We start from the raw sequence: 24,360 nt of genomic DNA on the forward strand, positions 1-24,360 counted from the left end.
GTCATGTCGGCGCGATCGATTGTAAGTGGACCGGTCGGGCGTTGTGCCCCGGTCGACACGTCCGGGGGACAGAGCCGGCTCCCCCATTTAAGGGGAGGGAGGACGCCGTCCTGCTGTCAGTCCTCCGAGGTGACGTGCGGGCCCGTCGCGGATCGGACGTCGACCACGACGGCCGTGACGTTGTCGCGGCCGCCGGCCTCCACCGCGGCGTCGACGAGCGCGGTGGCCGCTCGCAGCGAATCGTCCGTCTGCGCGAGGATCTCCTCGATGCGAGCCGTCGAGAGCTCCTTCGTGAGACCGTCGGAGCAGGCCAGGAGGCGCAGTCCCGTCAGAGCGGGGACCCGCCAGTAGTCGGGGCTCTGCTCGGTGTCGAACCCGACGGCGCGGGTGATGACGTTGCTGTCGGGGTGCCCTTCGGCGTCCTCCGCGCGGAGCAGACCGGCGTCCACCATCTCCTGGACGACGGAGTGGTCGATGGTGACCTGGTGCAGCACGCCCTCGTGCACGAGGTACACGCGGGAGTCGCCCACGTTAAAGACCGTGAACTCGAAGCCCTCGTCCCCGTGGGACAGGACGGCGCCCGTGGCGGTCGTCCCGACGCCCGACTCGGTCCCCTCGGCGGCGACGGCGATGTCGGCGGTCGCGCGGCGGAGTGCCTCCTCGAGGCCCTCGGTCGTCACCGTCGTCTCCGTCGCCCCCTCGAGCATCCGCCGGACGACGGCGTCGCTGGCCACGTCGCCTGCGCTGTGGCCGCCCATGCCGTCGGCCACGACGAAGAACGGGGACTCGGCGAGGAAGCTGTCCTCGTTGTGAGCGCGCCTGCGGCCCACGTCGGTGACACCGGCCCAGTCGAGGACGATCGAGTCGTCGCCGAGGGTCACGGTGTGGGCGGTCGTCGAACGGCCGAGCTCTGTCACGTGTGGTTTTCTTCCTGAACGGTCGAACGGGTGGGGGCGAGGATCTCGAGGATGTTGCCATCGCCTAGGTCAACTATCGTGCCTGCGAGGGCCACGGTCGACTCGCCTTGCCGCAGTTTCACGGGAACGCGGCCCGGAGACCTCACGATCGTCCCGTTGGTCGAGCGCAGGTCGGTGACGACGACCACGTCGCCGTCCTGCCGCAGCTCGACGTGGCTGCTCGAGACCTCCTGGGTCGGCGACGGGACGGCGACCAGCGACGGCGGCACGCCGAGCACGACCCGCGGCGCCGTGGGGCGTCGCCCGACGACCACCGGACGGTCGAGGCGATGCACGTCGGCCCCCACCCGGACCCGGGACCACCGGCGTGGCAGCACCTGCCGATGCCGACCGGCCGTCGTCCGTCCGGTCGCCGCCGCCTCGGCGCGCAGCACCGTGTCCTCCGGTCGACCGACCACGGTCGCATCGACGTCATCGACGTGATGCCGGTCGTCCTCGTCCCCCACGTCATCGTGACCCACGCGTCCATCCTTCCGTCGAGTGGCCGAGGAGGCGCGGGGCGCCCCGTCCGCAACGCTAGCGTCGTCCACGTCTCGCGTCGTCTCCTCCACCGATGTCCCCTGCGCCGCACCGTCCACACCCCCCGACGGCCCCCGCCCCCGCACCGGATCCGCCTCGTACCGTGTCGCCATGCCTGACCTCGTCCTCGTGCCTCCGCTCCCGCCGGAGGACGGGTCCGACGTCGACGACCTCGGCTTCGTCCGACTCGACAGCCCCATCGGGCGGATCGAGATCATCACCCGGCACTTCGCCGTCGAGCGCGTCGTCGTCGCCGAGCGAGACCTGCTGCCGCACGACGACCTCGACGAGCGTCCGGACCCTCTGCTGCACGCCGCCCGTCGGCAGCTCACCGACTACTTCAGCGGTCACCGACGTCGCTTCGACCTCCCCCTGCGCATGACGGGAACGATCTTCCAGCGCTCCGTCTGGTCGGCCCTGTCCGAGGTCGGCTGGGGCGAGACGACGACCTACGGCAGACTCGGCGGGGCCATCGGCAGCCCCCAGGCCGGTCGTGCGGTAGGCGGGGCCGTCGCTGCGAACCCGCTCCCCCTGCTCGTGCCGTGTCACCGCGTCCTGGGACGAACAGGTGGAGTGACGGGATACACGGTCGGTCGGGGCGTGGAGACGAAGCAGTGGCTCCTCCGGCACGAGGGCATCGTCTATCGCGAGGGCCCGGTACCGGTCACGTGACGGGCGCCCCGTCGAGAAGCGAGTCGGACACCAGCACGGTCTCGGCACCGCCCTCGACCACGATGCCTCGGGAGGCGCACCACGCGAACAGGTCGCCCCGGTCGTGGAGGACGGGACGCTCGTCGAGGAGTGCGGCCACGAGCAGTCCCTTGGACTTCTTGTTGAAGTGGTTCAGGGCCCTGCGCCGACCGCCGACATCGGCGACCACCCGGACGTACGTTGACCGCTCCCCCACGGGTCCGAGGCCGACGTAGCCCTCCGACCGGAGGTCGACGATGAACTCACCCGTCTCCGCCAGCGCCGATGACACGGCGCCGCGCCACGTCGCTCTGAGGGACGGCCCGGGCAGCCGCGAGTCGTGCGAGAGGCGATAGGCGGGGATGAGGTCGTGTGCACGCACAGGACCGAACAGCGCCGAGTGGATCACGATGTGCCGCTCAGCCCAGGCCCACGAGGCCTCGGAGAGCCCCTCAGCGCCGATCGGATCGAAGAGAACGCCCGTGTAACGGCTCAAGGCCGGCATGGTCGGCGAGTCGAGCAGCCGTCGATCGCGAACGACCTCGTCGTGCTGACGCGGGCTGAGCTTCAAGGCCGCGAGGGCCGCGGACTCGTCGGCGGCAAGGCGCGTGAGGCGCCCGACGACGTCACGACGGATCGGTTGGAGCCCGGGGAACGCCAGCCCGGCGAAGTCGAGCCGGGAACCACTGCTGCCCCCGTCGAGTTTGGTCTCGGACGGGGGCAGCAGGAACAACATGGTGGAGCAGGTGGACGACGGGTCAGACGAGCTGCGCGTTGCGCGCCACCACGGTGACCGTGTCGTTCTCGACGGACAGGAAGCCGTCATCCGCGGTCGCCTCGACGGTGGTGCCGTCCGACAGCCTGACCCGGACCTGACCGGTGGCCAGGATCGCGAGGAGAGGCTCGTGACCCGGGAGGATCCCGATCTCACCCTCGGCGGTGCGAGCGACGATCGACGACGCCTCGCCCGACCACACCTCGTGGTCGGCCGAGACGACGCTCACTGAGAGAGCAGCCACGATCAGCCGTTCTCCTTCTGGATCTGAGCCCACTTCTCTTCGACGTCGGAGATGGATCCGACGTTGAAGAAGGCCTGCGTCGCGACGTGGTCGAACTCGCCGTCTGCGATGGCCGTGAACGACTCGATGGTCTCCTTCAAGGGGACCGTCGAGCCCTCGACACCGGTGAACTTCTTCGCCATGTACGTGTTCTGCGAGAGGAACTGCTGGATGCGACGAGCGCGCGAGACGGTGATCTTGTCTTCTTCGGAGAGCTCGTCGACACCGAGGATCGCGATGATCTCCTGGAGCTCCTTATTCTTCTGAAGGATCGCCTTGACGCGGATGGCCGTGTTGTAGTGCGCGTCGCCCAGGTAGCGGGGGTCGAGGATGCGGCTCGTCGAGGTCAGCGGGTCGATGGCCGGGTACAGACCCTGCGACGCGATCTCACGCGACAGCTCGGTCGTGGCGTCGAGGTGCGCGAACGTCGTGGCCGGCGCGGGGTCGGTGTAGTCGTCGGCAGGCACGTAGATGGCCTGCAGGGACGTGATCGAGTGACCGCGGGTCGACGTGATGCGCTCCTGGAGGACACCCATCTCGTCGGCCAGGTTCGGCTGGTACCCCACGGCGGACGGCATGCGACCGAGGAGGGTCGACACCTCGGAACCGGCCTGCGTGAAGCGGAAGATGTTGTCGATGAAGAGCAGGACGTCCTGCTTCTGCACGTCGCGGAAGTACTCCGCCATCGTCAGCGCCGACAGGGCCACGCGGAGGCGCGTTCCCGGCGGCTCGTCCATCTGGCCGAAGACGAGGGCGGTCTTGTCGAAGACACCCGCCTCGTCCATCTCGGCGATGAGGTCGTTGCCCTCGCGGGTCCGCTCGCCGACTCCGGCGAACACGGAGACTCCACCGTGATCCTGCGCGACGCGCTGGATCATCTCCTGGATGAGGACGGTCTTGCCGACACCGGCGCCACCGAACAGACCGATCTTGCCGCCCTGCACGTACGGGGTGAGCAGGTCGATCGACTTGATGCCGGTCTCGAAGAGCTGCGTCTTCGACTCGAGCTGGTCGAAGGCCGGGGGCTTGCGGTGGATGGGCCAGCGCTCCGTGATCTCGATCTGCTCGTCACCCTCGAGGTTCAGGATGTCGCCCGTGACGCTGAAGACCTTGCCCTTGGTGACGTCGCCGACGGGCACGGAGATGGGGCCGCCCGTGTCGGTGACCTCCTGGCCACGGACGAGACCGTCGGTGGGCTTCAGAGCGATCGCTCGGACCAGGTCGTCGCCGAGGTGCTGGGCGACCTCGAGCGTGAGCTCGCTGGTCGTCTCACCGATCGTGATGGTGGTCTTGAGCGCGTTGTAGACGCCCGGGATGGCGTCGTGCGGGAACTCGATGTCGACGACGGGGCCCGTGACCCGGGCGATTCGCCCGACGCCGGGAGCCGACTCGGTCGCGACCGGCGCGGTTGCGGTGTCAGTCATGGCTTCTCTCTCTTCGGATGATGAAACTGGTGTGCAGATCTACTTGGACGAGCTGAGGGCGTCGGCGCCGCCCACGATCTCGGAGATCTGCTGCGTGATCTCGGCCTGACGCGCGTTGTTCGCCAGACGGGTGAAGTCGCGGATCAGGGTGTCGGCGTTGTCGCTGGCCGCCTTCATGGCCTTCTGACGCGCTGCATGCTCCGACGCCGCCGACTGGAGCATGGCGTTGAAGATGCGGCTCTCGATGTACACCGGCAGGAGTGCGTCGAGCACCTCGGTCGGATCCGGTTCGAAGTCGTACAGCGGGAGGACCTCGTCGTCGGCCGGCTCCTCGATGCCCTCGACGACCTCGAGCGGCAGGAGACGGACGACCTCGGGAACCTGACTCACCATGTTGACGAAGCGGTTGTAGACGATGTGGATCTCATCCACGCCACCCTCGGCCGCATCGGTGAGGAACTTCTCGACGACGGAGTCGCCGATCTCCTTCGCCGTGGCGAACTCGGGCTGATCGGTGTTGCCCGTCCAGATCTTCTCGGCGTCGCGCTTGCGGAAGGCGAAGTAGTTCTGCGCCTTCCGGCCGACGATGTAGAAGACGACGTCCTTGCCCTGGCTGCGGAGTAGCTCGGCGAGCTGCTCGCTCTCTTTCAGCGCATTCGAGCTGAAGGCGCCGTTGAGGCCGCGATCGGACGTGAAGATCACGATCGCGGCCCGCTCGATGGTGTCGGGCTCGGTGGTGAGGATGTGATCGACGTCCGAGAAAGTCGCCACGGCCGACACCGCGCGGGTGATGGCCCGCGAGTACGGACCCGAGGACTTCATCCGAGCCTGCGCCTTCTGGATGCGCGAGGCAGAGATGAGCTCCATCGCGCGGGTGACCTTCTTGGTCGTCTGCGCGGAGCGGATCCTCTGTCGGTAGACCCTGAGTTGGGCTCCCATTGTTCTCCTGTTGTCTCGTCAGTCGTGATCGTCGGACAGCGCGTCAGCGCTTGGTCTTGACGATCTTCTCCTGGTTGACGTCGTCGGCGTCGGTCGCCGTGAACTCCTCGCGCCCGACGGACGCCAGGGGCTTGCCCTCGCCCGTCTGGAACTCCTGCTTGAAGGAGTCGATGCCCGAGTCGAGAGCCGAGACGATGTCGTCGCTCAGCACGTTGGTCTCACGCAGCTTGGTGAGAACCTCGGTGTTGCGGCCCATGTAGTCGAGCAGCTCGCGCTCGAAGCGCAGGATGTCGGGCACGGGGACCTCGTCGAGCTTGCCGTTCGTTCCGGCCCAGATCGAGACGACCTGCTCTTCGACGGGGTACGGCGAGTACTGAGGCTGCTTGAGCAGCTCGGTCAGACGGGCACCACGGGCGAGCTGACGACGGCTTGCCGCATCGAGGTCGGATGCGAACATCGCGAAGGCCTCGAGCGAACGGTACTGAGCGAGCTCGAGCTTGAGGGTTCCCGACACCTTCTTGATCGACTTCACCTGCGCGTCGCCACCGACGCGCGAGACCGAGATGCCGACGTCGACCGCGGGACGCTGGTTCGCGTTGAACAGGTCGGACTGCAGGAAGATCTGGCCGTCGGTGATCGAGATGACGTTCGTGGGGATGTACGCCGAGACGTCGTTCGCCTTCGTCTCGATGATCGGGAGACCCGTCATCGAACCGGCGCCCAGCTCGTCGGACAGCTTCGCGCAACGCTCGAGCAGACGCGAGTGCAGGTAGAACACGTCGCCGGGGTAGGCCTCGCGGCCCGGCGGGCGACGCAGGAGGAGCGACACGGCGCGGTAGGCCTCGGCCTGCTTCGACAGGTCGTCGAAGATGATGAGGACGTGCTTGCCGCTGTACATCCAGTGCTGACCGATGGCGGAACCGGTGTACGGGGCCAGGTACTTGAAGCCGGCGGGGTCCGAGGCGGGAGCGGCGACGATCGTCGTGTACTCCATGGCTCCGGCGTCCTCGAGAGCGCCCTTGACCGAGGCGATCGTGGAGCCCTTCTGGCCGATCGCGACGTAGATGCAGCGGACCTGCTTGTTCTCGTCGCCGGACTCCCAGTTGGCCTTCTGGTTGATGATCGTGTCGATCGCGATGGCCGTCTTACCGGTCTGGCGGTCGCCGATGATCAGCTGACGCTGCCCACGACCGACGGGGATCATGGCGTCGATGGCCTTGATGCCGGTCTGCATGGGCTCGTGCACCGACTTGCGCTGCATGACGCCCGGAGCCTGGAGCTCGAGGGCACGACGACCCTCGGTCGCGATCTCGCCGAGACCGTCGATGGGGGCGCCCAACGGGTCGACGACGCGACCGAGGTAGCCGTCGCCGACGGGTACGGACAGGACCTCACCCGTGCGGGTGACCTCCATGCCCTCTTCGATGCCGGAGAACTCACCCAGCACGATCGCGCCGATCTCGTCCTCGTCGAGGTTCTGGGCGAGGCCCTGCGTGCCGTCGGCGAAGCGGATGAGCTCGTTGGCCATGACGCCCGGGAGACCCTCGACGTGCGCGATGCCGTCGGCGGCGTCCGTGACGTGACCGACCTCGGTGGTCGAGGCCTTCGACGGCTCGTACGACGAGACGAAGTCCTTGAGAGCATCGCGAATCTCATCGGGGCTGATCTTGATGTCTGCCATTGTGATTCCTATTCGTAGCGAGGCTTCAGGGGGCCTCGAGTCTGTGTGGGGGAGGTCGCGTCTAACCGGCGAGCTGAAGTCGCAGGAGACTGAGCTTCGTCGCGACGGTCCCGTCGATGACCTCGTCACCGATCTGCACGCGCAGACCGCCGATGATCGTCGGGTCGATGACCTGGTTGATGCGGAGGTTACGCCCGAACTGACGGGCCAGGCCCGCCTCGAGGCGTCCGAGGTGAGCGGTGTCCAGTCGCGTGGCGCTGGTCACGGTGGCGACGAGCTGGTCGGACTGGTCCGCCACGATCTCGGCGGCCGTGCGCAGCAGTTCGCCGATCCGTCGGCCACGCGGCTGACGCACCAGGTGCGACACGATGGCCAGCGTCTGCGGGCTCGCCTTGTCGCCGAGGAGACGCTGGACGAGACCGGCCTTGGCCGATGCGTCGCTCAGCTTCGTCCCGATCGCCAGCTCGAGGCGGGCGTCGGATCGGACCACGGCGTCGAAGGCGAAGAGCTCGTTCTCGATGCTGCTGTCTTGCGGAGCGCTGAAGGCGATCACCCGGAACCCGAGCTCTTCGATGCCGGCGAGCAGGTCGCGCGATGACGACCAGCGGCTGCCGACGACCGAGACGAGCAGCGCCCGTGCGGCCTCGGAGAACGACCCGAAGAGCCGGTCGACGAGCTGCTTCTTGACGGCCACGTCGGTCGACGGGTCGGAGAAGTACGCCTGCAGCTGGACGGAGCCGCCGATGACCCGACCAGCGTCGAGCAGCTGCTCGCCGGTGGTCAGGTCGGCGGAGCCACCCAGGTCGGCGAGGACGGACCGCGCCGACCCGAGGGCCTCTCGGGACATGGAACCCATCGTCAGCTGCCCGCCTTAGCGTTCTGGTCGGCCTCGAGGTCGGCCAGGAAACGGTCGACGACCGCCGACGCCTTGGCGTCGTCGTTCAACGACTCGCCGATGACACCCGACGCGAGGTCGATCGCGAGCGATCCGACCTCGGCGCGGAGGGACGCGACGGCGGCCTGGCGCTCGGCCTCGATCTGAGCGTGCGCCGATGCGGTGATGCGGTCGGCGTCCGCCTGAGCCTGCTGCTTGAGCTCGGCGAGGATCTCGTTGCCCTCGGCTCGCGCAGCCTCACGGATGCGCGCCGCCTCGGCACGTGCGTCGGCGAGCTGCTTCTTGTACTCGTCGAGGGCCACGGCGGCCTCGGCCTGAGCGGCCTCGGCGTGCTTGATGCCGCCCTCGATCTTCTCGGCACGCTCGTCGAGGATCTTGCGGAACCTCGGGATCGCGAAGATCCCGAAGAACGCAGCGATGACCACGAAGACGACGAGTGACCAGAGGATGTCGTAGTCAGCGGGGAAGAAGATGGCGGCCCCTTCGGGAGCACCGCCTTCGGCCGCGAGGATCTTCTCGATCATCGGTGTGTCGTCCTAACTGATCAGGAGAAGATGAAGCCGGCGGCGAGGCCGATGAAGCCCAGCAGCTCGGTGAATGCGATACCCAGGAACATGGTGACCTGGAGTCGACCGGCGAGCTCGGGCTGGCGAGCCATGGCCTCGACGGTCTTGCCCGCGACGATGCCGATACCGATGCCGGGGCCGATCGCTGCGAGGCCGTAGCCCACGGTCGCGATGTTGCCGTTGATCTCAGCGAGGATCGTGGTGGTGTCCACTTGTGTTTCCTTCCGGTTGGGCGGAGTCCGTCGGTCGACGGACGCCGTCGTTCTTAGTGTTCTTTCGCCGCGGCCTGTTGGATGTAGACCGAGGCGAGGAGTGTGAAGACGTAGGCCTGGAGGATCGCGACGGCCATCTCGACGATGGTCATGACGAATCCGCCGATGAGCGTCAGGGCGCCGAAGGCCATGAACCCGCCGCTCATGCTGAAGAAGAAGAAGTGCGTCGCCGCGAAGCAGAGCACCAGCAGGAGGTGCCCCACCATCATGTTCAGCAGGAGTCGGAGGGCGAGCGAGATCGGTCGCACGATGAAGATGTTGATGAACTCGATCGGCGTCAGCAGGATGTACATCGGCCACGGGACCCCGGGCGGGAAGAGCGCGTTGCGGAAGAACGTGCCCGTGCCGGCCTCGCGGATGCCCGCGTAGATGAACATGACGTACGCGACGACGGCCAGCAGCAGGGGCATGGCCACGACCGAGGTGCCTGCGATGTTCAGGCCGGGGATGATCCCGGTGATGTTCATGGCGAAGATGCCGAAGAACATGGCCGCGAGGATCGGGAGGTATTTCCGGCCGAGTCGTTCGCCGAGGATCTCCTCGACGATCTGGACGCGGACGAAGTCGAGGCCCAGCTCTGCGATGCTCTGACCACGGGTCGGGATCAGCCGACCCTTGCGGAGAGCCAGCCAGAACAGCAGCAGCATGATGGCGATCGCGAAGAGGCGGACCAGCATGATGCGGTTCAGCTCGAAGGGGGTGCCTTCGAAGAAGATGGCGGGAGGGAAGAACTCGTCAAGAGTCGGGGCGTGGAATCCCCCGTCTCCGTGGCCGGCGTCGGCGGCGGAGAGCAGGTTCACAGCGTTCGCTATCAGCGCTATCTCCTGTGTCGGGGCGAGCACCCTGAAGTGTCGCGACGATGAGTGGGGTTGTCATCCGATGACCCGCAGAGAATCGCGGCCGGGGAACGGTCAATACTCTACCAAGTGAAAGCTCACGGACACGAATCGGCGGAGCTTATTTCACCAGCTGCAGTGTTCGCTGGCACCATCCGATGGGTGGGCTGTCAGTCCCGCGGAGCGGGGGGCAGCGTCGCGTCGCTGACGTGCGACAGGCGACCCCTGACGACCACCAGGGCGTCGATCGCCAGCGTGCCCACGATCGAGACCACGAGCGAGAGGAAGAGGACGACGTCGTCGACGAAGGGCTGATCGCGCACCAGGACGAGCAACGCGATGAAGATCACGAGCTTGAGCAGCCAGGCGCCCATGACGATGCCGAAGAACGCCGCGAGCTCGAAGCGGATGGCGACGAGCATGCTCGCCGCCGTGATGCCCGCGAACAGCACGGCGAGCCCCGTCCCCAGGAGAGCGCTCCAGAGACCGTCGGCTCCGGCGGCGAGGTACCCCGCGCCTCCTCCGACGACGGCGATGACGAGGGCCAGGATCGCCGTGTAGCGCAGCACCTGGACGAAGATCGATCGGGCGTCTTTCATGGGTGTTCCTTCGGTGGTGAGAGTTCGGGGACCGCGGCCTGGGCGGCCGTGTCGGTATCGGCGGGGTCGAGGGCGGATGCGGCCTCGTCGAGCGGGTCGAAGCGGTCGGACTCCGTCACCTGGAGCTCGTCGCTGCTCGTGGCCTGCACCGCCATCTCGACGCGCTTGCGCCTGCTGAGCGGCGCCAGGGTCACGGCGGTGCAGGAGACGAGACCGACCCCCAGGAAGATCACGACGAAGTAGGTCGGCTTGACGAAGAGGAACATCAGGCAGCCCACCGCGACGACGACCGTCCAGGCGTAGAAGATCAGGACGGCCTGGAAGTGGGAGTGGCCCATGTCGAGGAGTCGATGATGCAGGTGCTTGCGATCGGCCGTGAACGGCGACTTGCCGGCGCTCACCCGGCGGAGCACGGCGAGGCCGAAGTCGAGCAACGGCACGATGAGGATGGCGAAGGGCAGGAGGATCGGGATGAACGCCGGCAGCAGCGCCGTCCGCGAGATCTGGGCCGGGTCGATCTGGCCGGTCACGGAGATCGCGCTCGTGGCCATGAGCAGACCGGTCAGCAGCGCCCCGGCGTCGCCCATGAACAGCCGCGCGGGATGCCAGTTCAAGGGCAGGAATCCGAGGCAGGCTCCGATCAGCACGGCGGAGATGAGAGCCGCGAGGTTGAAGTACTCGGTCTGGCCGATGGTGATGGAGATGACGAAGCTGTAGACGAAGAACACGCCGTTAGCGACGATCGCCACGCCCGCGACGAGGCCGTCGAGACCGTCGATGAAGTTGACCGCGTTCATGACGAGCACGACCGCGAGGATGGTCAGGATCAGCGACATGTAGGGCGAGCCGATGGCGAGACTGCCGCCGAGCGGCAGGGAGACCAGCTGGACCCCCTGCCAGGCCAGCACCCCGGCGGCGATGATCTGGCCGGCCAGCTTCGTCATCCAGTCGAGGTCGTAGAGATCGTCGACGACGCCGATGACCACGATGATCGTCGCGGCCGCGATGATCGCGAGCGGAGGCCCGGCGTCGGCGAAGACGAGTCGGAAGTAGTCGACGTCGGAGATGAGCGGGAACAGGAACCAGGCGGAGAGCAGGGCCACGACGACGCCCGTCCACATCGCGACTCCGCCCAGTCTCGGCGTCGGGGTCTTGTGGACGTCCCGCTCGCGGATCGTCGGGTAGATCTTGTACTTGAGTCCGAGCCGCCACGCCGCGACCGACATGACGAAGCTGACCGCTGCCGCGATGGCCATCGCGAGCAGGTAGTACCTCACGCGATCGCGTCGACCCCGACGACGCGCGTGATCTCGGTGTCGGCGAGCACGCCGTGCCGGACGATGCGGAGGACGCCGTCGTCGGACGCGGTCGCATCGACGATGGTCGAGCCGGTGTTGGCCCCCGGCCGACGCTCGTAGTCGGAACCGACCACGCCGGCCTCCAGGTACACCGAGACGGAGTCGCCCAGCATGGCCCGGGCCTCGTCGGCGGTCGTCGCCGCCGGACGACCGGTGAGGTTGGCGCTCGAGACCGCGAGCGGTCCCGTCTCCTCGAGGAGCTCGAGGGCCAGCGGGTGGCTCGGCATGCGCAACGCGACCGTGCCGCGAGTCTCGCCGAGATCCCAGGTGAGCGACGGCTGGGCGCGGAAGATGACGGTCAGCGGCCCCGGCCAGAACTCGTCGAGCAGGGGGCGGACCACGTCGGGGACCGACGCCGTGAGTGCGGCGAGCGTGTCGAGACCCTTGATGAGCACGGGCGGCGGCGACTGACGCCCCCGCCCCTTGGCGTCGAGAAGACGCTGGACGGCGGACGCGTCGAACGCGTCGGCGCCGACCCCGTACACGGTGTCGGTGGGCAGGACGACGAGCTCACCGCGGCCCACGGCCGTGCGCGCGAGACGCATGCCGGCGAGCAGCTCGGAGTCGACGGAGCAGTCGTAGAGAGAGGCCATGACCTGTCGATAGTAGTGCGACGGACCGCAACGCCCGCTCAGCGCACCGCCGTCGTCGCCCGGTCGCGCCCGGTGAGGTCGGTCGTGGTCTCGGGCCGTCGCCAGCCGTCGGCCTGCAGGATCTCCCGGATCGCGCCTCCTTGGAGCTCGCCGTGCTCGATGACGAGCACTCCCCCGGTGTGCAGGAGACGCTTCGCCGTGAGCGAGAGGGCGCGGACGACGTCGAGGCCGTCCTCACCGCCGTAGAGCGCGAGGGACGGATCGTGCAGACGCACCTCGGGGTCGCGCGGCACCATTCCGAGCGGCACGTACGGCGGGTTCGACACCACGACGGAGACGGTGCCGTCGAGCTCGGGCAGAGCATCCGCGAGATCGCCCTCGACGAGCCGGACCTCGGCGCCGACCGAGGCGATGTTGCGCCGGGTCCAGACGGCCGCCTCGGGCGACAGCTCGACCGCGGTCACGACGGCGTGCGGGACCTCGGTCGCGAGGGCGAGCGCGAGGGCTCCGCTGCCGGTGCCGAGATCGACGGCAAAGGGGTGCTCGGCCGCGACGGCGCGCAGTGCGTCGATCGCGATCTGCGCCACGCCCTCGGTCTCGGGACGGGGCACGAAGACCCCGGGGCCCACCTGGAGCGTGAGCGACCGGAAGGCCGCCGTCCCCGTGATGTGCTGCAAGGGCTCCCGGGAGGCGCGGCGCGAGACGACCTCGGACAGCGCGGCGACGGCGTCGTCCGGAAGCGGTGCCCGGGTGACCGCCCTGGCCCGGACCACCCCGCGGCCGAGACCCGTGACGTGCGAGACGAGGAGCTCGGCGTCGACCCGGGGGCTGGGCACCCCCGCACCGGCCAGCACCGCCTCTGCCGCCTGCAGAGCGGAGTCGACGGTGCTGACCGAGGCGAACGCCGCGAGGGCCGGGTCGGTCACGACGCGGTGTCGCCGATCTCGGCCAGGCGAGCCTCCTCGTCGGCCTGGATGCACGAGTCGATGACCGCGCCGAGCGCGCCGTCCATCACCGCATCCAGGTTGTAGGCCTTGTAGCCCGTGCGGTGGTCGGCGATCCGGTTCTCGGGGAAGTTGTACGTGCGGATCCGCTCGGAGCGGTCCATCCCCCGGATCTGGCTCTTGCGCGCGTCGGAGGCGATCGCCGCCTGCTCCTCCTGCTGACGGGCCAGGATGCGGGCCCGCAGGACCCGCATGCCGGCCTCGCGGTTCTGCAGCTGGCTCTTCTCGTTCTGCATCGCGACGACGATCCCGGTGGGGAGGTGCGTGATGCGGACGGCGGAGTCGGTCGTGTTGACCGACTGGCCCCCGGGGCCGCTCGAGCGGTAGACGTCGATCTTGAGGTCGTTCTGGTTGATCTCGACCTCTTCGGGCGCGTCGACCTCGGGGAAGACGAGGACGCCCGTCGTCGAGGTGTGGATGCGCCCCTGCGACTCGGTGGCCGGAACCCGCTGGACGCGGTGCACGCCGCCCTCGTACTTGAGGTGCGCCCAGACGCCCTGCGACGGGTCGCTGGCATTCGACTTGATCGCGACCTGGACGTTCTTGTAGCCGCCCAGATCGGAGTCGTCGCTCTGGATCATCTCGGTCTTCCAGCCGCGCGACTCGGCGAAGTGGAGGTACATGCGCAGGAGGTCGGCGGCGAACAGGGCGCTCTCCGCGCCTCCTTCGCCTCCCTTGATCTCCATGATGACGTCGCGACCGTCGTCGGGGTCGCGAGGGATCAGCAGTCGCCGGAGGCGCTCCTGGGACTCCTCGAGACCCTGCTCGAGAGCGGGCACCTCGTCGGCGAACGCCTCGTCCTCCTTGGCGAGCTCGCGGGCCGCCTCGAGGTCGTCGCCCGCCTGCTGCCAGGCCGAGTGCGCCGCCACGATCCGGCTGAGCTCGGCGTAGCGCCGATTGATCCTCTTGGCGCGCGCCGCATCGGCGTGCACCGCGGGATCACTGAGCTGGGTCTGGAGAGCGTCGTGCTCGGCCAGCAGCACCGCCACCGACTCGAACACTGTTAGTGCTCCTTGTGGCCGTTGTCGTGGCCGTTCGCCGGCACCGACTTCTGCACCTGGACGAGGAACTCGACGTTGCTCTGCGTCTCGCGCAGGTTGCCGAGGACGATCTCGAGCGCCTTCTGCTGGTCGAGACCCGCGAGGGCCCGACGCAGGCGCCAGGTGATCTTGACCTCGTCGGGGCTGAGGAGCATCTCCTCGCGGCGGGTGCCCGACGCGTTGACGTCGACCGCCGGGAAGATGCGCTTGTCGGCCAGGTGACGCGACAGACGCAGCTCCATGTTGCCGGTGCCCTTGAACTCCTCGAAGATCACCTCGTCCATCTTCGAACCCGTCTCGACGAGCGCCGTGGCGAGGATCGTCAGCGAGCCGCCGTTCTCGATGTTGCGCGCCGCGCCGAAGAAGCGCTTGGGCGGGTAGAGCGCCGACGAGTCGACGCCGCCCGAGAGCACGCGACCCGAGGCCGGAGCCGAGAGGTTGTAGGCGCGACCGAGGCGCGTGATCGAGTCGAGGAGCACGACGACGTCGTGACCGAGCTCGACGAGACGCTTGGCGCGCTCGATGGCCAGCTCGGCGACCGTGGTGTGGTCTTCGGCGGGACGATCGAAGGTCGAGGCGATGACCTCGCCCTTGACGGTGCGCTGCATGTCGGTGACCTCTTCGGGTCGCTCGTCGACGAGGACGACCATGAGGTGGACCTCGGGGTTGTTCTTGGCGATCGAGTTCGCGATGGCCTGCAGCACGAGCGTCTTGCCCGCCTTCGGCGGCGAGACGATCAGACCGCGCTGCCCCTTGCCGATCGGCGCCACGAGGTCGATGATGCGGGTCGACAGCTTCTGCGGCTCCGTCTCGAGACGCAGGCGCTCCTGCGGGTAGAGCGGGGTCAGCTTGTTGAACTCGACGCGCTTGGCCGCCTCGTCGACCGGCTGGCCGTTGATCGAGTCGATGCGGACGATGGCGTTGTACTTCTGACGCCCCTGGCCCTGCTCGCCCTCGCGCGGCTGACGGATCGCGCCGACGACCGCGTCGCCCTTGCGCAGGAAGTACTTCTTGACCTGACCGAGCGACACGTAGACGTCGCTGGCTCCGGGCAGGTAGCCGGTGGTGCGGACGAACGCGTAGTTCTCGAGGACGTCGAGGATGCCCGCGACGGGGATGAGGACGTCGTCCTCGGTGATCTCCGGCTCGAACTCGTCGTTCTGCGTCGCGCCGCGACCGCGCTTCCGATCACGCTGACGCCCGCGACCCTGACGGCCGCCCTCGTCGTTCTGCTGGCCGTTCTGCTGGCCGTTCTGCTGACCGTTCTGCTGGCCGGAGCCCTGCGCGCCGGCGGGCTGCTGGTCACCCCGGGCGCCATCGTTCCTGTCGCCCGTGCTCTGCTGCTTCGACTGCTCGTCGGAGCGGGCGCCGTCGGTCTGGGCGGTCTGGCCGTTCTGGGCGTTCTGGGCGTTCTGGCCGTTCTTCCGGTCGCCGCGGTTGCGGTTGCGGCTGCGACGACCGCCGCCCTGCTGACCGTTCTGATCGTTCTGATCGTCGGAGCCGTTCTGCTCGCCGCCCTCGCCCTCGGTACGGGCGTCGGTGCCCGCCTCGGGGGCGCTCGTCGGCGCCGGAGCGGCGTCCGTCGACGCTGCGGGCGCCTGGGCCGCGGCGACGCTGGCGTCGGTGGCTCGACGAGACCCGCGACGACTGCGCGTCGGGCGCTCGGCCGGCGTCTCGGCGGCGACGGGCGCCTCGGTCTCGACGGACGACGAGGACTCGGATCCGGTCGGAACGGTCGTCGTCGCGACCTCCGGTGCCGACTCGACCGGGGCGGAGACCTCGGGCGCGGCGTCGGCCACGAGAGGAGCCGTGCCGGTCTGACCGGCGTTGAGGTGGTCGGTCGCGCCCCGCTGGGCGGGAGCGCCCGCGGCGGAGGACGCCCGACGCGAGCCGCGGCGCTTGGTGGCCGGAGCCTCGGAGACAGGGGCCTCGACGACCGGGTCCTCGGCGGCGGGCGCCTCGACTGCAGGCGCCTGGGCGGCCACGGCGTCGGTCGTCTCGACGTCGAGGGTCGGCTGAGCGGCGTCGACCGACTCCGCCGTCTCGGCCGGAGTCGCGTCGACGACGGCGGGCGCCTCGACGGTGCCGGTCATCGCGGCGGCCTCGGTCGCGGCGATGGCGGCGACGAGGTCGCCCTTGCGGAGCTTGGAGAGACCGCTGATGCCGAGCGACGAGGCGAGGGCCTGCAGCTGGGGCAGGCGCATGGCGCCGAGCTCGGTGGTGCGGTCGGTGGACGCGGAGTTGCTGACGTCGGTCACTGGATGGGTTCCTTTCGCTCCCCCGCACGGAACGGCGGGGCAGAGCTGCTCACACCCCGCTGCCTCTCGCCTGCAGGACTGTGCTGCAGGAGAGGATCTCGGAGGTGCGGTGCACGGCTGCCGGATCGGCAGACGGGCACTGCTAGATGTGCACTACGGGATGGTTGCGACCCGGGGACTCGACGACGTGGAACCCCATGCGGGCCCGAGTCGGACTGCGTCGACCTGAGGTCGTCGGAGAGCTGGTCGAGCGGTGCTAGATGCCCAGGAAATCTGAGTTTTCTACCGGGTGCGCTACGACTGTAGCACCTTTGAGATCGACGGCCAGCATCAACGCACGCCACTCCGAGACGCCGTGCTCGGCCACCAGATCGGCGGCGAACAGGCGTTGCGCGGGGTCGCTGCCGAGCACCAGGAGCGACGGCCCGGCCCCCGAGACGACGGCGGCCAGACCCGCGTCGCGGAGGAGTCGGATGAGGGCGTCGGTCTCGGGCATCGCGCTCGCCCGATAGCTCTGGTGGAGCCGATCCTCGGTCGCGGCGTGGAGCAGCTCGGGGCTCTGCACGAGCGCCGCGACGAGCAGGGCCGAGCGGGACACGTTGAACGTCGCGTCCTCATGCGGCACCGACGCGGGCTGGAGGCTCCGGGCGAGCTTGGTCGAGAGGGTCGTCTCGGGGACGAACACCACGGGCGAGACCCCCCGGTGCACCAGCAGCCGCTTATGGGCGGGACCCGTGGACGTCGTCCAGGCGATCGTGAGCCCGCCGAAGAGCGCGGGCGCGACGTTGTCCGGATGCCCCTCGAGCTCGGCGGCGAGAGCGAGCAGGTCGGACGACGAGAACTCGACCTCTCCCTCGAGCAGACCCTTGGCGGCCATGACACCGGCCACGATGGCCGCCGCGGACGAGCCGAGTCCGCGGCCGTGGGGGATGACGTTCCGAGCGGAGAGCCGGAGCCCCGGCAGGTCGCGACCCACCGAGGCGTACGCGGCCGCGATCGAACGGACCACGAGGTGCGACTCGTCCGTCGGCACCTCGCCGGCGCCGACACCGGACACGTGCACCTCGACGCCGCTGCCGGACGTCGCCGTCACCACCAGCTCGTCGTAGAGCGACAGTGCCAGACCGAGCGTGTCGAAGCCCGGGCCGAGGTTGGCCGATGTCGCGGGGACCCTGACGAGAACCGACCTCTCGGTCGGAGCGGAGGTCATGCAGATGCCGGGACGAGCCCGAGCACCTCGGCCACGCGAGCCGTGTCGCTCGCGACGACCGTCGGCTCGACCGTCGAGCCGTCCGCCCGGCGGAGGGCCCACTGCGGGTCCTTGAGGCCGTGACCGGTGACCGTCAGCACGACGGTCGATCCCGCGGGCACGACGCCGGCGTCGGCGCGCTCGAGGAGACCGGCCACGCTGATCGCCGACGCCGGCTCGACGAACACGCCGACCTCGGCGCTGAGGATCTTCTGAGCGGCGAGGATGGCCTCGTCGGTGATGGCGCCGAACCAGCCGTCCGTCAGGTCTCGGGCCTCGAGCGCGAGCTGCCAGGACGCCGGGTTGCCGATGCGGATGGCGCTGGCGATCGTCTCGGGGGACCTGACGACCTCGCCTGCGACGATCGGGGCGGACCCGGCGGCCTGGAACCCGAACATGCGCGGCAGTCGCGTCGACCGACCGGCCTCGACGTCCTCGCGGTAGCCCCTCGTGTAGGCGGTGTAGTTGCCGGCGTTGCCGACGGGGATGAAGTGGAAGTCCGGGGCGTCGCCCAGGACGTCCACGACCTCGAAGGCCGCGGTCTTCTGGCCCTCGATGCGGTCGTTGTTCACCGAGTTGACCAGGTGGACGGGGTAGTTCTCGGCGAGGTCGCGAGCGATGTCGAGGCAGTCGTCGAAGTTGCCCTGGATCTGCAGCAGCTGACCGTCGTGGGCGACGGCCTGGCTCAGCTTGCCCATCGCGATCTTGCCCTCGGGCACGAGCACCGCGGCCGTGATGCCGGCGTGGGCCGCGTAGGCGGCGGCCGAGGCGGACGTGTTGCCCGTCGAGGCGCAGATGACGGCCTTCGCACCGTGCTCGACGGCCTTCGAGATGGCCATCGTCATGCCGCGGTCCTTGAACGAACCCGTCGGGTTCATGCCCTCGTACTTGACGAAGACCTTCGCTCCCGTCCGGTTCGAGAGGGCCGGTGCCGGGATGAGAGGCGTTCCGCCCTCGCCGAGGGTGACGATCGGCGTGGCCTCGCTGATGTCGAGACGGTCGGCGTATTCGCGCAGGACACCCTGCCACTGGTGGGCCATCAGGCTCCTTCGACTCTCAGGACGCTCGTGACGGTGTTCACGACCGGTGATTCCTCCAAGGCCTCGACCGTCGCCGCGAGTGAGGACTCCAGCGCACGGTGCGTGCCGATGATCAGAGTAGCGGTGGCCGGGGTCGCGTCGTCGCCGCGCTCCGCGTCCGGCCGGACTCCCCCGGTCTGCTCGACGCTGTGGACGCTCACTCCGTGGTGGCTGAGGACGCCGGCGACCTCGGCCAGCACGCCGGGCTGGTCGGCAACGTCGAGCGTGATCTGGTAACGCGTGGTGACCTGGCCGATGGGCAGCACCGGGAGGTTGGCGTGCGTGGACTCCGCGACGCCCGGGCCGCCGATGACGTGCCTCCTGGCCGCGGAGACGAGGTCGCCGAGCACGGCGGACGCCGTCTCGATCCCGCCGGCGCCGGCGCCGTAGAACATCAGGTCGCCCGCTGCCTCCGCCTCGACGAAGACGGCGTTCTTGGCCCCGTGCACGGCGGCCAGCGGATGACCGAGGGGCACGAGCGCGGGGTAGACGCGCGCGCTGACGCCCTCGACGCCCTCGGAGTCGACGAGCCGCTCGCAGATGGCGAGGATCTTCACGACGTAGCCGGCCTTGCGGGCGGCGACGACCTGCTCGTGGGTGACACGGGTGATCCCCTCGCGATGGACCGCCGAGAGCGGGACCGTGGTGTGGAAGGCGAGGCTCGCGAGGATGGCGGCCTTCTGGGCCGCGTCGTACCCCTCGATGTCGGCCGTCGGGTCCGCCTCGGCGTACCCCAGCTCGGTCGCGGTCGCCAGCGCCGCCTCGAGCGTGTCGCCGTCGGTGTCCATGCGGTCGAGGATGAAGTTCGTGGTGCCGTTGACGATGCCCATGATGCGGACGATCCGATCGCCGGCCAGGCTGTCGCGCAGCGGGCGGATGATCGGGATCGCGCCGGCCACCGCCGCCTCGTAGTACAGCTGGGCCCCGACCTGCTCGGCCGCCTCGAAGAGCTCGGGCCCGTGACTGGCGAGGAGCGCCTTGTTGCCCGTGACGACGTCGGCCCCCGACCCGAGGGCCTTCAGGACGTAGCTGCGCGCCGGCTCGATGCCGCCCATGAGCTCGACGACGATGTCGGCTCCGAGGATGAGCGACTCGATGTCGGTGGTCAGGAGCTCGCGCGGGAGGTCGACGTCGCGACGCGCGTCGACGTCGCGGACGCCGATGCCGACGAGCTCGAGTCCCGCGCCGGCACGGCCCGCGAGGTCGTCGGCCTGCTCGAGGAGCAACCGGGCCACCTGGGACCCCACCGATCCGGCGCCCAGCAGAGCGACCCTCACGTTGCGGTATTCGATCATGGCTTTCCGTTCTCATGGGCTGGTCCGCGTCGGCGGACCCTGGTCGGGGAGGAAGGGCGGGGCGGAGGGGTCGACGAGGTCAGGAGAGACCGGCGTCACGGGCGAGCAGGTCGGCCTCGGTCTCGCCCCGGACGATGACCCGTGACTGCCCGTCGACGACGGCCACCACCGGCGGTCGTCCGACGTGGTTGTAGTTGCTCGCGAGACTCCAGCAGTAGGCGCCCGTGGCGGGGACGCCGACGAGATCGCCCGGGGCCACGTCGCCGGGCAGGTAGTCGGCCAGGACCACGAGGTCGCCGCTCTCGCAGTGCTTGCCCGCGACGCGCACGAGCACCGGGTCGGCCGAGGAGGCGCGGTTCGCGATCGAGACGGAGTAGTCGGCTCCGTAGAGGGCCGTCCGCGCGTTGTCGCTCATGCCGCCGTCGACGCTCACGTAGCGACGGACGGCCTGACTCGCGCCGTCGTCGGAGGTGACGAGCACGTCTTTGATGGTGCCGACCTCGTAGAGCGTCGTGCCCGACGGCCCGATGATCGAGCGACCCGGTTCGACGGCCATGACGGGGACGGGGATGCCGAGACGACGGCACTCCTCGTCGACGATGTCGGCCAGCGCGGCCGCGAGCTCGGCGATCGGCCGGGAGTCGTCGGCGCTCGTGTACGCGATGCCGAAGCCGCCCCCGAGGTTGAGCTCGGGCACGTCCCCGTCGCGCAGGAGGTCGGCGTGCACCGCCAGCAGTCGCGACGCCGCCTCGGCGAAGCCGTCGCTGCCGAAGATCTGCGAGCCGATGTGCGAGTGGAGACCGAGGAATCGGAGCGATGAGCGGTCGCGTACGGCGGCGACGACCTCCGCGGCGTCGGCGAGGGGCACGCCGAACTTCTGGTCTTCGCGGGCCGTGGCGAGGTACTCGTGCGTCGACGCGTGCACGCCCGAGTTGACGCGCAGCCGGACGGCCTGGACCACGCCGTGCCGGTCGGCGGCGTCCGCGACGCGGGCGACCTCGTCGGCGTTGTCGAGGACGATGACGCCGATGCCCTCGCCCACGGTCCGGTCGATCTCGCCGAGCGACTTGTTGTTGCCGTGGAAGCCCATCCGGGCGGCCTCGACGCCGGCCGCGCGGGCGACCGCGAACTCACCGCCCGTGCAGATGTCGATGCGCATGCCGGCAGCGGACACCCATCGGGCCACCTCGACGGAGAGGAACGCCTTGGCTGCGTAGTAGACCGACACGGTCGTGCCGATGCGGCCGAACTCGCGGCGGAACGACTCGACGGCCTCGGCGGCCCGCCCCCGCGCGTCGGCCTCGTCGACGACGTAGAGCGGAGTGCCGTGGCGGGATGCCAGATCGCGGGCGGACACGCCGCCGATGACGATCCCCCCCGATTCGTCTCGGCCCGCCGTCCGTGACCAGACCGAGGCGTCGAGGGCGTTCGGCTCGACCGGCACCCGCAGCCAGGCGGGGGCGAGGGGGTTCGACGACACGGGCACCTCGGTTCGGGGGGACGACGGGGACTGTTCTGAGCCTAGCGACGGCGACGCCGGCGTCATGCCACCGGGCCCTCCGCCGTCACGAGCAGGAGGCCTCGTCGTCGAGGAGCGGCTCCGACAGGTCGAGGCCGGGCGACGAGAGGTCGATCGAAGCGCGGTCGGTCGTGACGTCGACCCCGGTGATGGCGGAGTCGGTCGGCAGGTACTCGGCGACGCAGACGGTGGTGGCGAAGTCGCCGAGGAACCGCGTCAGATCGAGCCGGATCGACGTGTCGGGCAACGACGCCGCCGTCGGAGAGAAGGAGATCGCCCGGCCGGCGTCGGCCACGGTCGGCGACGCGGAGACGTCGACCGGCACGTCGCCGACGATCGGGATCGTGAAGGTCTTCTGGTAGGTGACCTGGCCGTCGTCGAAGGACACCGTGCCTCCGGAGTCCTCGATGCCCTCGAGGCGGTTGACCGTGGCTGCGTCGGCGGAGACCGTGCCCACGACGGCCCCCGTCGGGCCCGCCAGGTCGGTCGGCACATCGGCGACGTCGACCCGGAAGCTCACCGGGTCGCTCGCCGACCCGGACGCAAGCGTCACCGAGTCGAGGGTCCCCCGGGAGAGCTGCCACAGGACCGACAGGCCGTGGATGTCGACCGCGACGTCGTCGACCCCCGAGGTCTCTTCGACCTGGACCGACGCGCGGTCCTCGATGACGGCCCGCGTCACGACGTCCGCCACCACCGCGATGATGACCAGCATGACCACGAAAGCCAGCACGGCGACGAGCGCGACGCCGCGACGACGTCTCTTGCGCGGTCGGACCGGCTGCTCGGCGAAGGTCTCGTCGAGCGCGCTCACATGCGGTCCGGGGCCGAGACGCCGAGCAGACCGAGCCCGTTGCGGATGACCTGGCCCGCGGCCTCGTTCAGCCAGAGCCGCGTGCGGTGCAGATCGGTGATGGCCTCGTCGCCGAGAGGGGTGACCCGACACGAGTCGTACCACCGGTGGTAGGTGCCCGCCAGCTCTTCGACGTACCGGGCCACGCGGTGGGGCTCGCGCAGCTCCGCCGCCTGACGCACGACGCGAGGCAGCTCGGCGAGCGCGCCGAGCAGGGCCGCCTCGGTCGGGTGCGAGAGCAGCGAGGCGTCGAAGGCGTCTCGCGTGACGCCGGCGGCCTCCGCGTTCCGGGCCACGGCGCGTGTGCGGGCGTGCGCGTACTGGACGTAGAAGACCGGGTTGTCGTTGCTGCGGCGGGTCAGCAGGTCGAGATCGATGTCGATCGAGCTGTTGACCGGGCTGCGGACGAGCGAGTAGCGCCCGGCGTCGACCCCGACCGCGTCGACGAGGTCCTCCATCGTCACGACGGTGCCGTTGCGCTTGGACATGCGGAGCGGCTCGCCGTCGCGCAGCAGGTTGACCATCTGACCGATGAGGATCTCGAGGTTGACGCCCGGCTCGTCGCCGAAGGCCGCGCACATGGCCATCATGCGGCCGACGTAGCCGTGGTGGTCGGCGCCGAGCATGATGAGGTTGCGCTCGAACCCGCGCTCGCGCTTGTCGAGGTAGTAGGCGAGATCGCCGGCGATGTACGCGGCCTCGCCGTCGGTCTTGATGACCACCCGGTCGCGGTCGTCGCCGAAGTCGCTCGTCTTGAGCCAGGTGGCCCCGTCGGCCTCGTAGACGTGGCCGAGCTCGCGGAGGCGCGCCACGGCGCGTTCGACGGCCCGCGACTCGTGCAGCGAGTTCTCGTGGAAGAAGACGTCGAAGTCGACGCCGAAGTCGTGGAGCGACGTCTTGATGTCGCCGAACATGAAGTCGACGCCCACCGAGCGGAAGAGCTCCTGGGCCTCGTCGCGCGGGAGGTCGCGCACGTCGGCGTCGACGGTCGCCATGACGCGCTCGGCGATGTCGCCGATGTACGACCCGCCGTAGCCGTCGTCGGGGGTGGGCTCGCCGAGCGCGCTGGCGAGGAGGCTGCGGGCGAAGCGGTCGATCTGGCCGCCGTGGTCGTTGAAGTAGTACTCGCGGGTGACGAGGGCGCCCTGCGCCTGGAACACGCGGGCCAGGCTGTCGCCGACCGCGGCCCAGCGCACCCCGCCGAGGTGGATCGGGCCGGTCGGGTTGGCCGACACGAACTCGAGGTCGATGGTGACGCCCTCGTAGTAGTCGCCGCGCCCGAAGGCCTCGCCCTGCTCGACGATCGTCTTGGCGAGGACGCCCGCGGCGGCGGCGTCGAGGCGGATGTTGACGAAGCCCGGCCCGGCGACGTCGACGAGGGCCACCCCGTCGACCTCGGCGAGCTCGCCGGCGATCTCGGACGCGAGCTCGCGCGGGTTCGACCCGACCCGCTTGGCGAACTTCATGGCCACGTTCGTCGTCCAGTCGCCGTGATCGAGGTTGCGGGGACGCTCGAGGACGACGTCGGCGGGGGTCACCGAGACCTCGCCGGCGACGCCGCGGCGCTCGAGGACGCCCGAGACGACGGCGAGGAGGGAGGAGGAGAGTTCGGCGGGAGTCACGAGGGTTCATCTTACCGTCTGACGGCGGCGGATC

At 69.5% G+C, this 24,360-nt stretch carries 24 protein-coding genes; 1 reads left to right on the plus strand and 23 read right to left on the minus strand.

The window, feature by feature from the left end:
- Positions 1–116: 116 nt before the first annotated feature.
- Together ASF89_RS09260 and ASF89_RS09265 are read right to left on the minus strand one after the other, a co-directional pair.
- On the minus strand, positions 117–917 hold the full coding sequence (locus ASF89_RS09260; protein WP_055814054.1) for a PP2C family serine/threonine-protein phosphatase: 801 nt from the start codon (positions 915–917) through the stop codon (positions 117–119).
- Positions 914–1,438 (minus strand): FHA domain-containing protein, encoded by a 525-nt coding sequence (locus tag ASF89_RS09265; protein WP_055814057.1) that lies wholly within the window; start codon positions 1,436–1,438, stop codon positions 914–916. The genes ASF89_RS09260 and ASF89_RS09265 overlap by 4 nt, the downstream gene beginning before the upstream one ends.
- Positions 1,439–1,607: 169 nt before the next feature.
- On the opposite strand from ASF89_RS09265, the gene ASF89_RS09270 reads away from it, so the two are divergent.
- A complete protein-coding gene (locus tag ASF89_RS09270) occupies positions 1,608–2,168 on the plus strand; it encodes a methylated-DNA--[protein]-cysteine S-methyltransferase (protein WP_200937144.1) in 561 nt (186 codons plus the stop codon).
- On the opposite strand, the gene ASF89_RS09275 is transcribed toward ASF89_RS09270, so the two are convergent.
- The 21 genes from ASF89_RS09275 to argS form a co-directional block, all read right to left on the minus strand.
- Positions 2,161–2,922: a YaaA family protein gene (locus tag ASF89_RS09275; protein ID WP_055814060.1), complete on the minus strand. Its 762-nt coding sequence runs from the start codon at positions 2,920–2,922 to the stop codon at positions 2,161–2,163. The genes ASF89_RS09270 and ASF89_RS09275 overlap by 8 nt on opposite strands.
- A 22-nt stretch (positions 2,923–2,944) precedes the next feature.
- Positions 2,945–3,205: a F0F1 ATP synthase subunit epsilon gene (locus tag ASF89_RS09280; RefSeq protein ID WP_055796750.1), complete on the minus strand. Its 261-nt coding sequence runs from the start codon at positions 3,203–3,205 to the stop codon at positions 2,945–2,947.
- Between the two features lie 2 nt (positions 3,206–3,207).
- Positions 3,208–4,668: a F0F1 ATP synthase subunit beta gene (gene atpD / locus ASF89_RS09285; RefSeq protein ID WP_055814063.1), complete on the minus strand. Its 1,461-nt coding sequence runs from the start codon at positions 4,666–4,668 to the stop codon at positions 3,208–3,210.
- Between the two features lie 39 nt (positions 4,669–4,707).
- Positions 4,708–5,607, minus strand: a complete 900-nt coding sequence (locus ASF89_RS09290; protein WP_055796744.1) for a F0F1 ATP synthase subunit gamma — start codon at positions 5,605–5,607, stop codon at positions 4,708–4,710.
- A 43-nt stretch (positions 5,608–5,650) separates the two neighbouring features.
- Entirely contained in the window at positions 5,651–7,288 is a 1,638-nt protein-coding gene (gene atpA, locus ASF89_RS09295) for a F0F1 ATP synthase subunit alpha (protein WP_055796741.1), read from the minus strand.
- Positions 7,289–7,349: 61 nt separating this feature from the next.
- The gene (locus tag ASF89_RS09300; protein ID WP_055814068.1) at positions 7,350–8,144 is read right to left on the minus strand and encodes a F0F1 ATP synthase subunit delta; all 795 of its coding nucleotides are present in this window, start codon (positions 8,142–8,144) and stop codon (positions 7,350–7,352) included.
- Between the two features lie 2 nt (positions 8,145–8,146).
- Positions 8,147–8,707, minus strand: coding sequence for a F0F1 ATP synthase subunit B (locus ASF89_RS09305; protein ID WP_055796735.1), 561 nt, complete (start codon positions 8,705–8,707; stop codon positions 8,147–8,149).
- A 20-nt stretch (positions 8,708–8,727) separates the two neighbouring features.
- The gene (gene atpE, locus ASF89_RS09310; RefSeq protein WP_043594505.1) at positions 8,728–8,961 is read right to left on the minus strand and encodes an ATP synthase F0 subunit C; all 234 of its coding nucleotides are present in this window, start codon (positions 8,959–8,961) and stop codon (positions 8,728–8,730) included.
- 53 nt (positions 8,962–9,014) lie between these two features.
- Complete coding sequence (gene atpB / locus ASF89_RS09315; RefSeq protein ID WP_055796730.1) at positions 9,015–9,821, minus strand: F0F1 ATP synthase subunit A; 807 nt, start codon at positions 9,819–9,821, stop codon at positions 9,015–9,017.
- A gap of 206 nt (positions 9,822–10,027) precedes the next feature.
- Positions 10,028–10,456: a hypothetical protein gene (locus tag ASF89_RS09320; protein ID WP_055796728.1), complete on the minus strand. Its 429-nt coding sequence runs from the start codon at positions 10,454–10,456 to the stop codon at positions 10,028–10,030.
- Complete coding sequence (locus ASF89_RS09325) at positions 10,453–11,733, minus strand: MraY family glycosyltransferase (RefSeq protein WP_235476411.1); 1,281 nt, start codon at positions 11,731–11,733, stop codon at positions 10,453–10,455. The genes ASF89_RS09320 and ASF89_RS09325 overlap by 4 nt, the downstream gene beginning before the upstream one ends.
- Positions 11,730–12,407, minus strand: coding sequence for an L-threonylcarbamoyladenylate synthase (locus ASF89_RS09330; protein ID WP_055814071.1), 678 nt, complete (start codon positions 12,405–12,407; stop codon positions 11,730–11,732). Before ASF89_RS09330 ends, ASF89_RS09325 begins: the two co-directional genes overlap by 4 nt.
- A gap of 38 nt (positions 12,408–12,445) precedes the next feature.
- On the minus strand, positions 12,446–13,333 hold the full coding sequence (gene prmC / locus ASF89_RS09335; protein ID WP_055814072.1) for a peptide chain release factor N(5)-glutamine methyltransferase: 888 nt from the start codon (positions 13,331–13,333) through the stop codon (positions 12,446–12,448).
- Entirely contained in the window at positions 13,330–14,412 is a 1,083-nt protein-coding gene (prfA, locus tag ASF89_RS09340) for a peptide chain release factor 1 (protein WP_055796719.1), read from the minus strand. The genes prmC and prfA overlap by 4 nt, the downstream gene beginning before the upstream one ends.
- A 2-nt stretch (positions 14,413–14,414) precedes the next feature.
- Positions 14,415–16,709 (minus strand): transcription termination factor Rho, encoded by a 2,295-nt coding sequence (rho, locus tag ASF89_RS09345; RefSeq protein WP_055814077.1) that lies wholly within the window; start codon positions 16,707–16,709, stop codon positions 14,415–14,417.
- 256 nt (positions 16,710–16,965) lie between these two features.
- On the minus strand, positions 16,966–17,919 hold the full coding sequence (thrB, locus tag ASF89_RS09350; RefSeq protein WP_055796712.1) for a homoserine kinase: 954 nt from the start codon (positions 17,917–17,919) through the stop codon (positions 16,966–16,968).
- Positions 17,916–18,998: a threonine synthase gene (gene thrC, locus ASF89_RS09355; RefSeq protein ID WP_055796708.1), complete on the minus strand. Its 1,083-nt coding sequence runs from the start codon at positions 18,996–18,998 to the stop codon at positions 17,916–17,918. Before thrC ends, thrB begins: the two co-directional genes overlap by 4 nt.
- Complete coding sequence (locus ASF89_RS09360; protein ID WP_055796705.1) at positions 18,998–20,332, minus strand: homoserine dehydrogenase; 1,335 nt, start codon at positions 20,330–20,332, stop codon at positions 18,998–19,000. The genes thrC and ASF89_RS09360 overlap by 1 nt, the downstream gene beginning before the upstream one ends.
- A gap of 79 nt (positions 20,333–20,411) precedes the next feature.
- Positions 20,412–21,812, minus strand: a complete 1,401-nt coding sequence (gene lysA, locus ASF89_RS09365; protein ID WP_055814080.1) for a diaminopimelate decarboxylase — start codon at positions 21,810–21,812, stop codon at positions 20,412–20,414.
- A gap of 85 nt (positions 21,813–21,897) precedes the next feature.
- On the minus strand, positions 21,898–22,665 hold the full coding sequence (locus ASF89_RS09370; RefSeq protein ID WP_055814084.1) for an LmeA family phospholipid-binding protein: 768 nt from the start codon (positions 22,663–22,665) through the stop codon (positions 21,898–21,900).
- Entirely contained in the window at positions 22,662–24,326 is a 1,665-nt protein-coding gene (gene argS / locus ASF89_RS09375; RefSeq protein WP_055814087.1) for an arginine--tRNA ligase, read from the minus strand. Before argS ends, ASF89_RS09370 begins: the two co-directional genes overlap by 4 nt.
- Between the last annotated feature and the right edge of the window lie 34 nt (positions 24,327–24,360).

Source organism: Frigoribacterium sp. Leaf172 (assembly GCF_001424285.1).
GTDB lineage: Bacteria > Actinomycetota > Actinomycetes > Actinomycetales > Microbacteriaceae > Frigoribacterium.

Coding starts and splice junctions, on each gene's coding strand:
- ASF89_RS09320 (WP_055796728.1), bottom strand. CDS start 10,456: ATGAAAGACGCCCGATCGATCTTCGTCCAGGTGCTGCGCTACACGGCG.
- ASF89_RS09300 (WP_055814068.1), bottom strand. CDS start 8,144: ATGGGTTCCATGTCCCGAGAGGCCCTCGGGTCGGCGCGGTCCGTCCTC.
- atpD (WP_055814063.1), bottom strand. CDS start 4,668: ATGACTGACACCGCAACCGCGCCGGTCGCGACCGAGTCGGCTCCCGGC.
- ASF89_RS09275 (WP_055814060.1), bottom strand. CDS start 2,922: ATGTTGTTCCTGCTGCCCCCGTCCGAGACCAAACTCGACGGGGGCAGC.
- ASF89_RS09305 (WP_055796735.1), bottom strand. CDS start 8,707: ATGATCGAGAAGATCCTCGCGGCCGAAGGCGGTGCTCCCGAAGGGGCC.
- atpA (WP_055796741.1), bottom strand. CDS start 7,288: ATGGCAGACATCAAGATCAGCCCCGATGAGATTCGCGATGCTCTCAAG.
- ASF89_RS09270 (WP_200937144.1), top strand. CDS start 1,608: ATGCCTGACCTCGTCCTCGTGCCTCCGCTCCCGCCGGAGGACGGGTCC.
- thrB (WP_055796712.1), bottom strand. CDS start 17,919: ATGACCTCCGCTCCGACCGAGAGGTCGGTTCTCGTCAGGGTCCCCGCG.
- ASF89_RS09290 (WP_055796744.1), bottom strand. CDS start 5,607: ATGGGAGCCCAACTCAGGGTCTACCGACAGAGGATCCGCTCCGCGCAG.
- ASF89_RS09330 (WP_055814071.1), bottom strand. CDS start 12,407: ATGGCCTCTCTCTACGACTGCTCCGTCGACTCCGAGCTGCTCGCCGGC.
- thrC (WP_055796708.1), bottom strand. CDS start 18,998: ATGGCCCACCAGTGGCAGGGTGTCCTGCGCGAATACGCCGACCGTCTC.
- ASF89_RS09360 (WP_055796705.1), bottom strand. CDS start 20,332: ATGATCGAATACCGCAACGTGAGGGTCGCTCTGCTGGGCGCCGGATCG.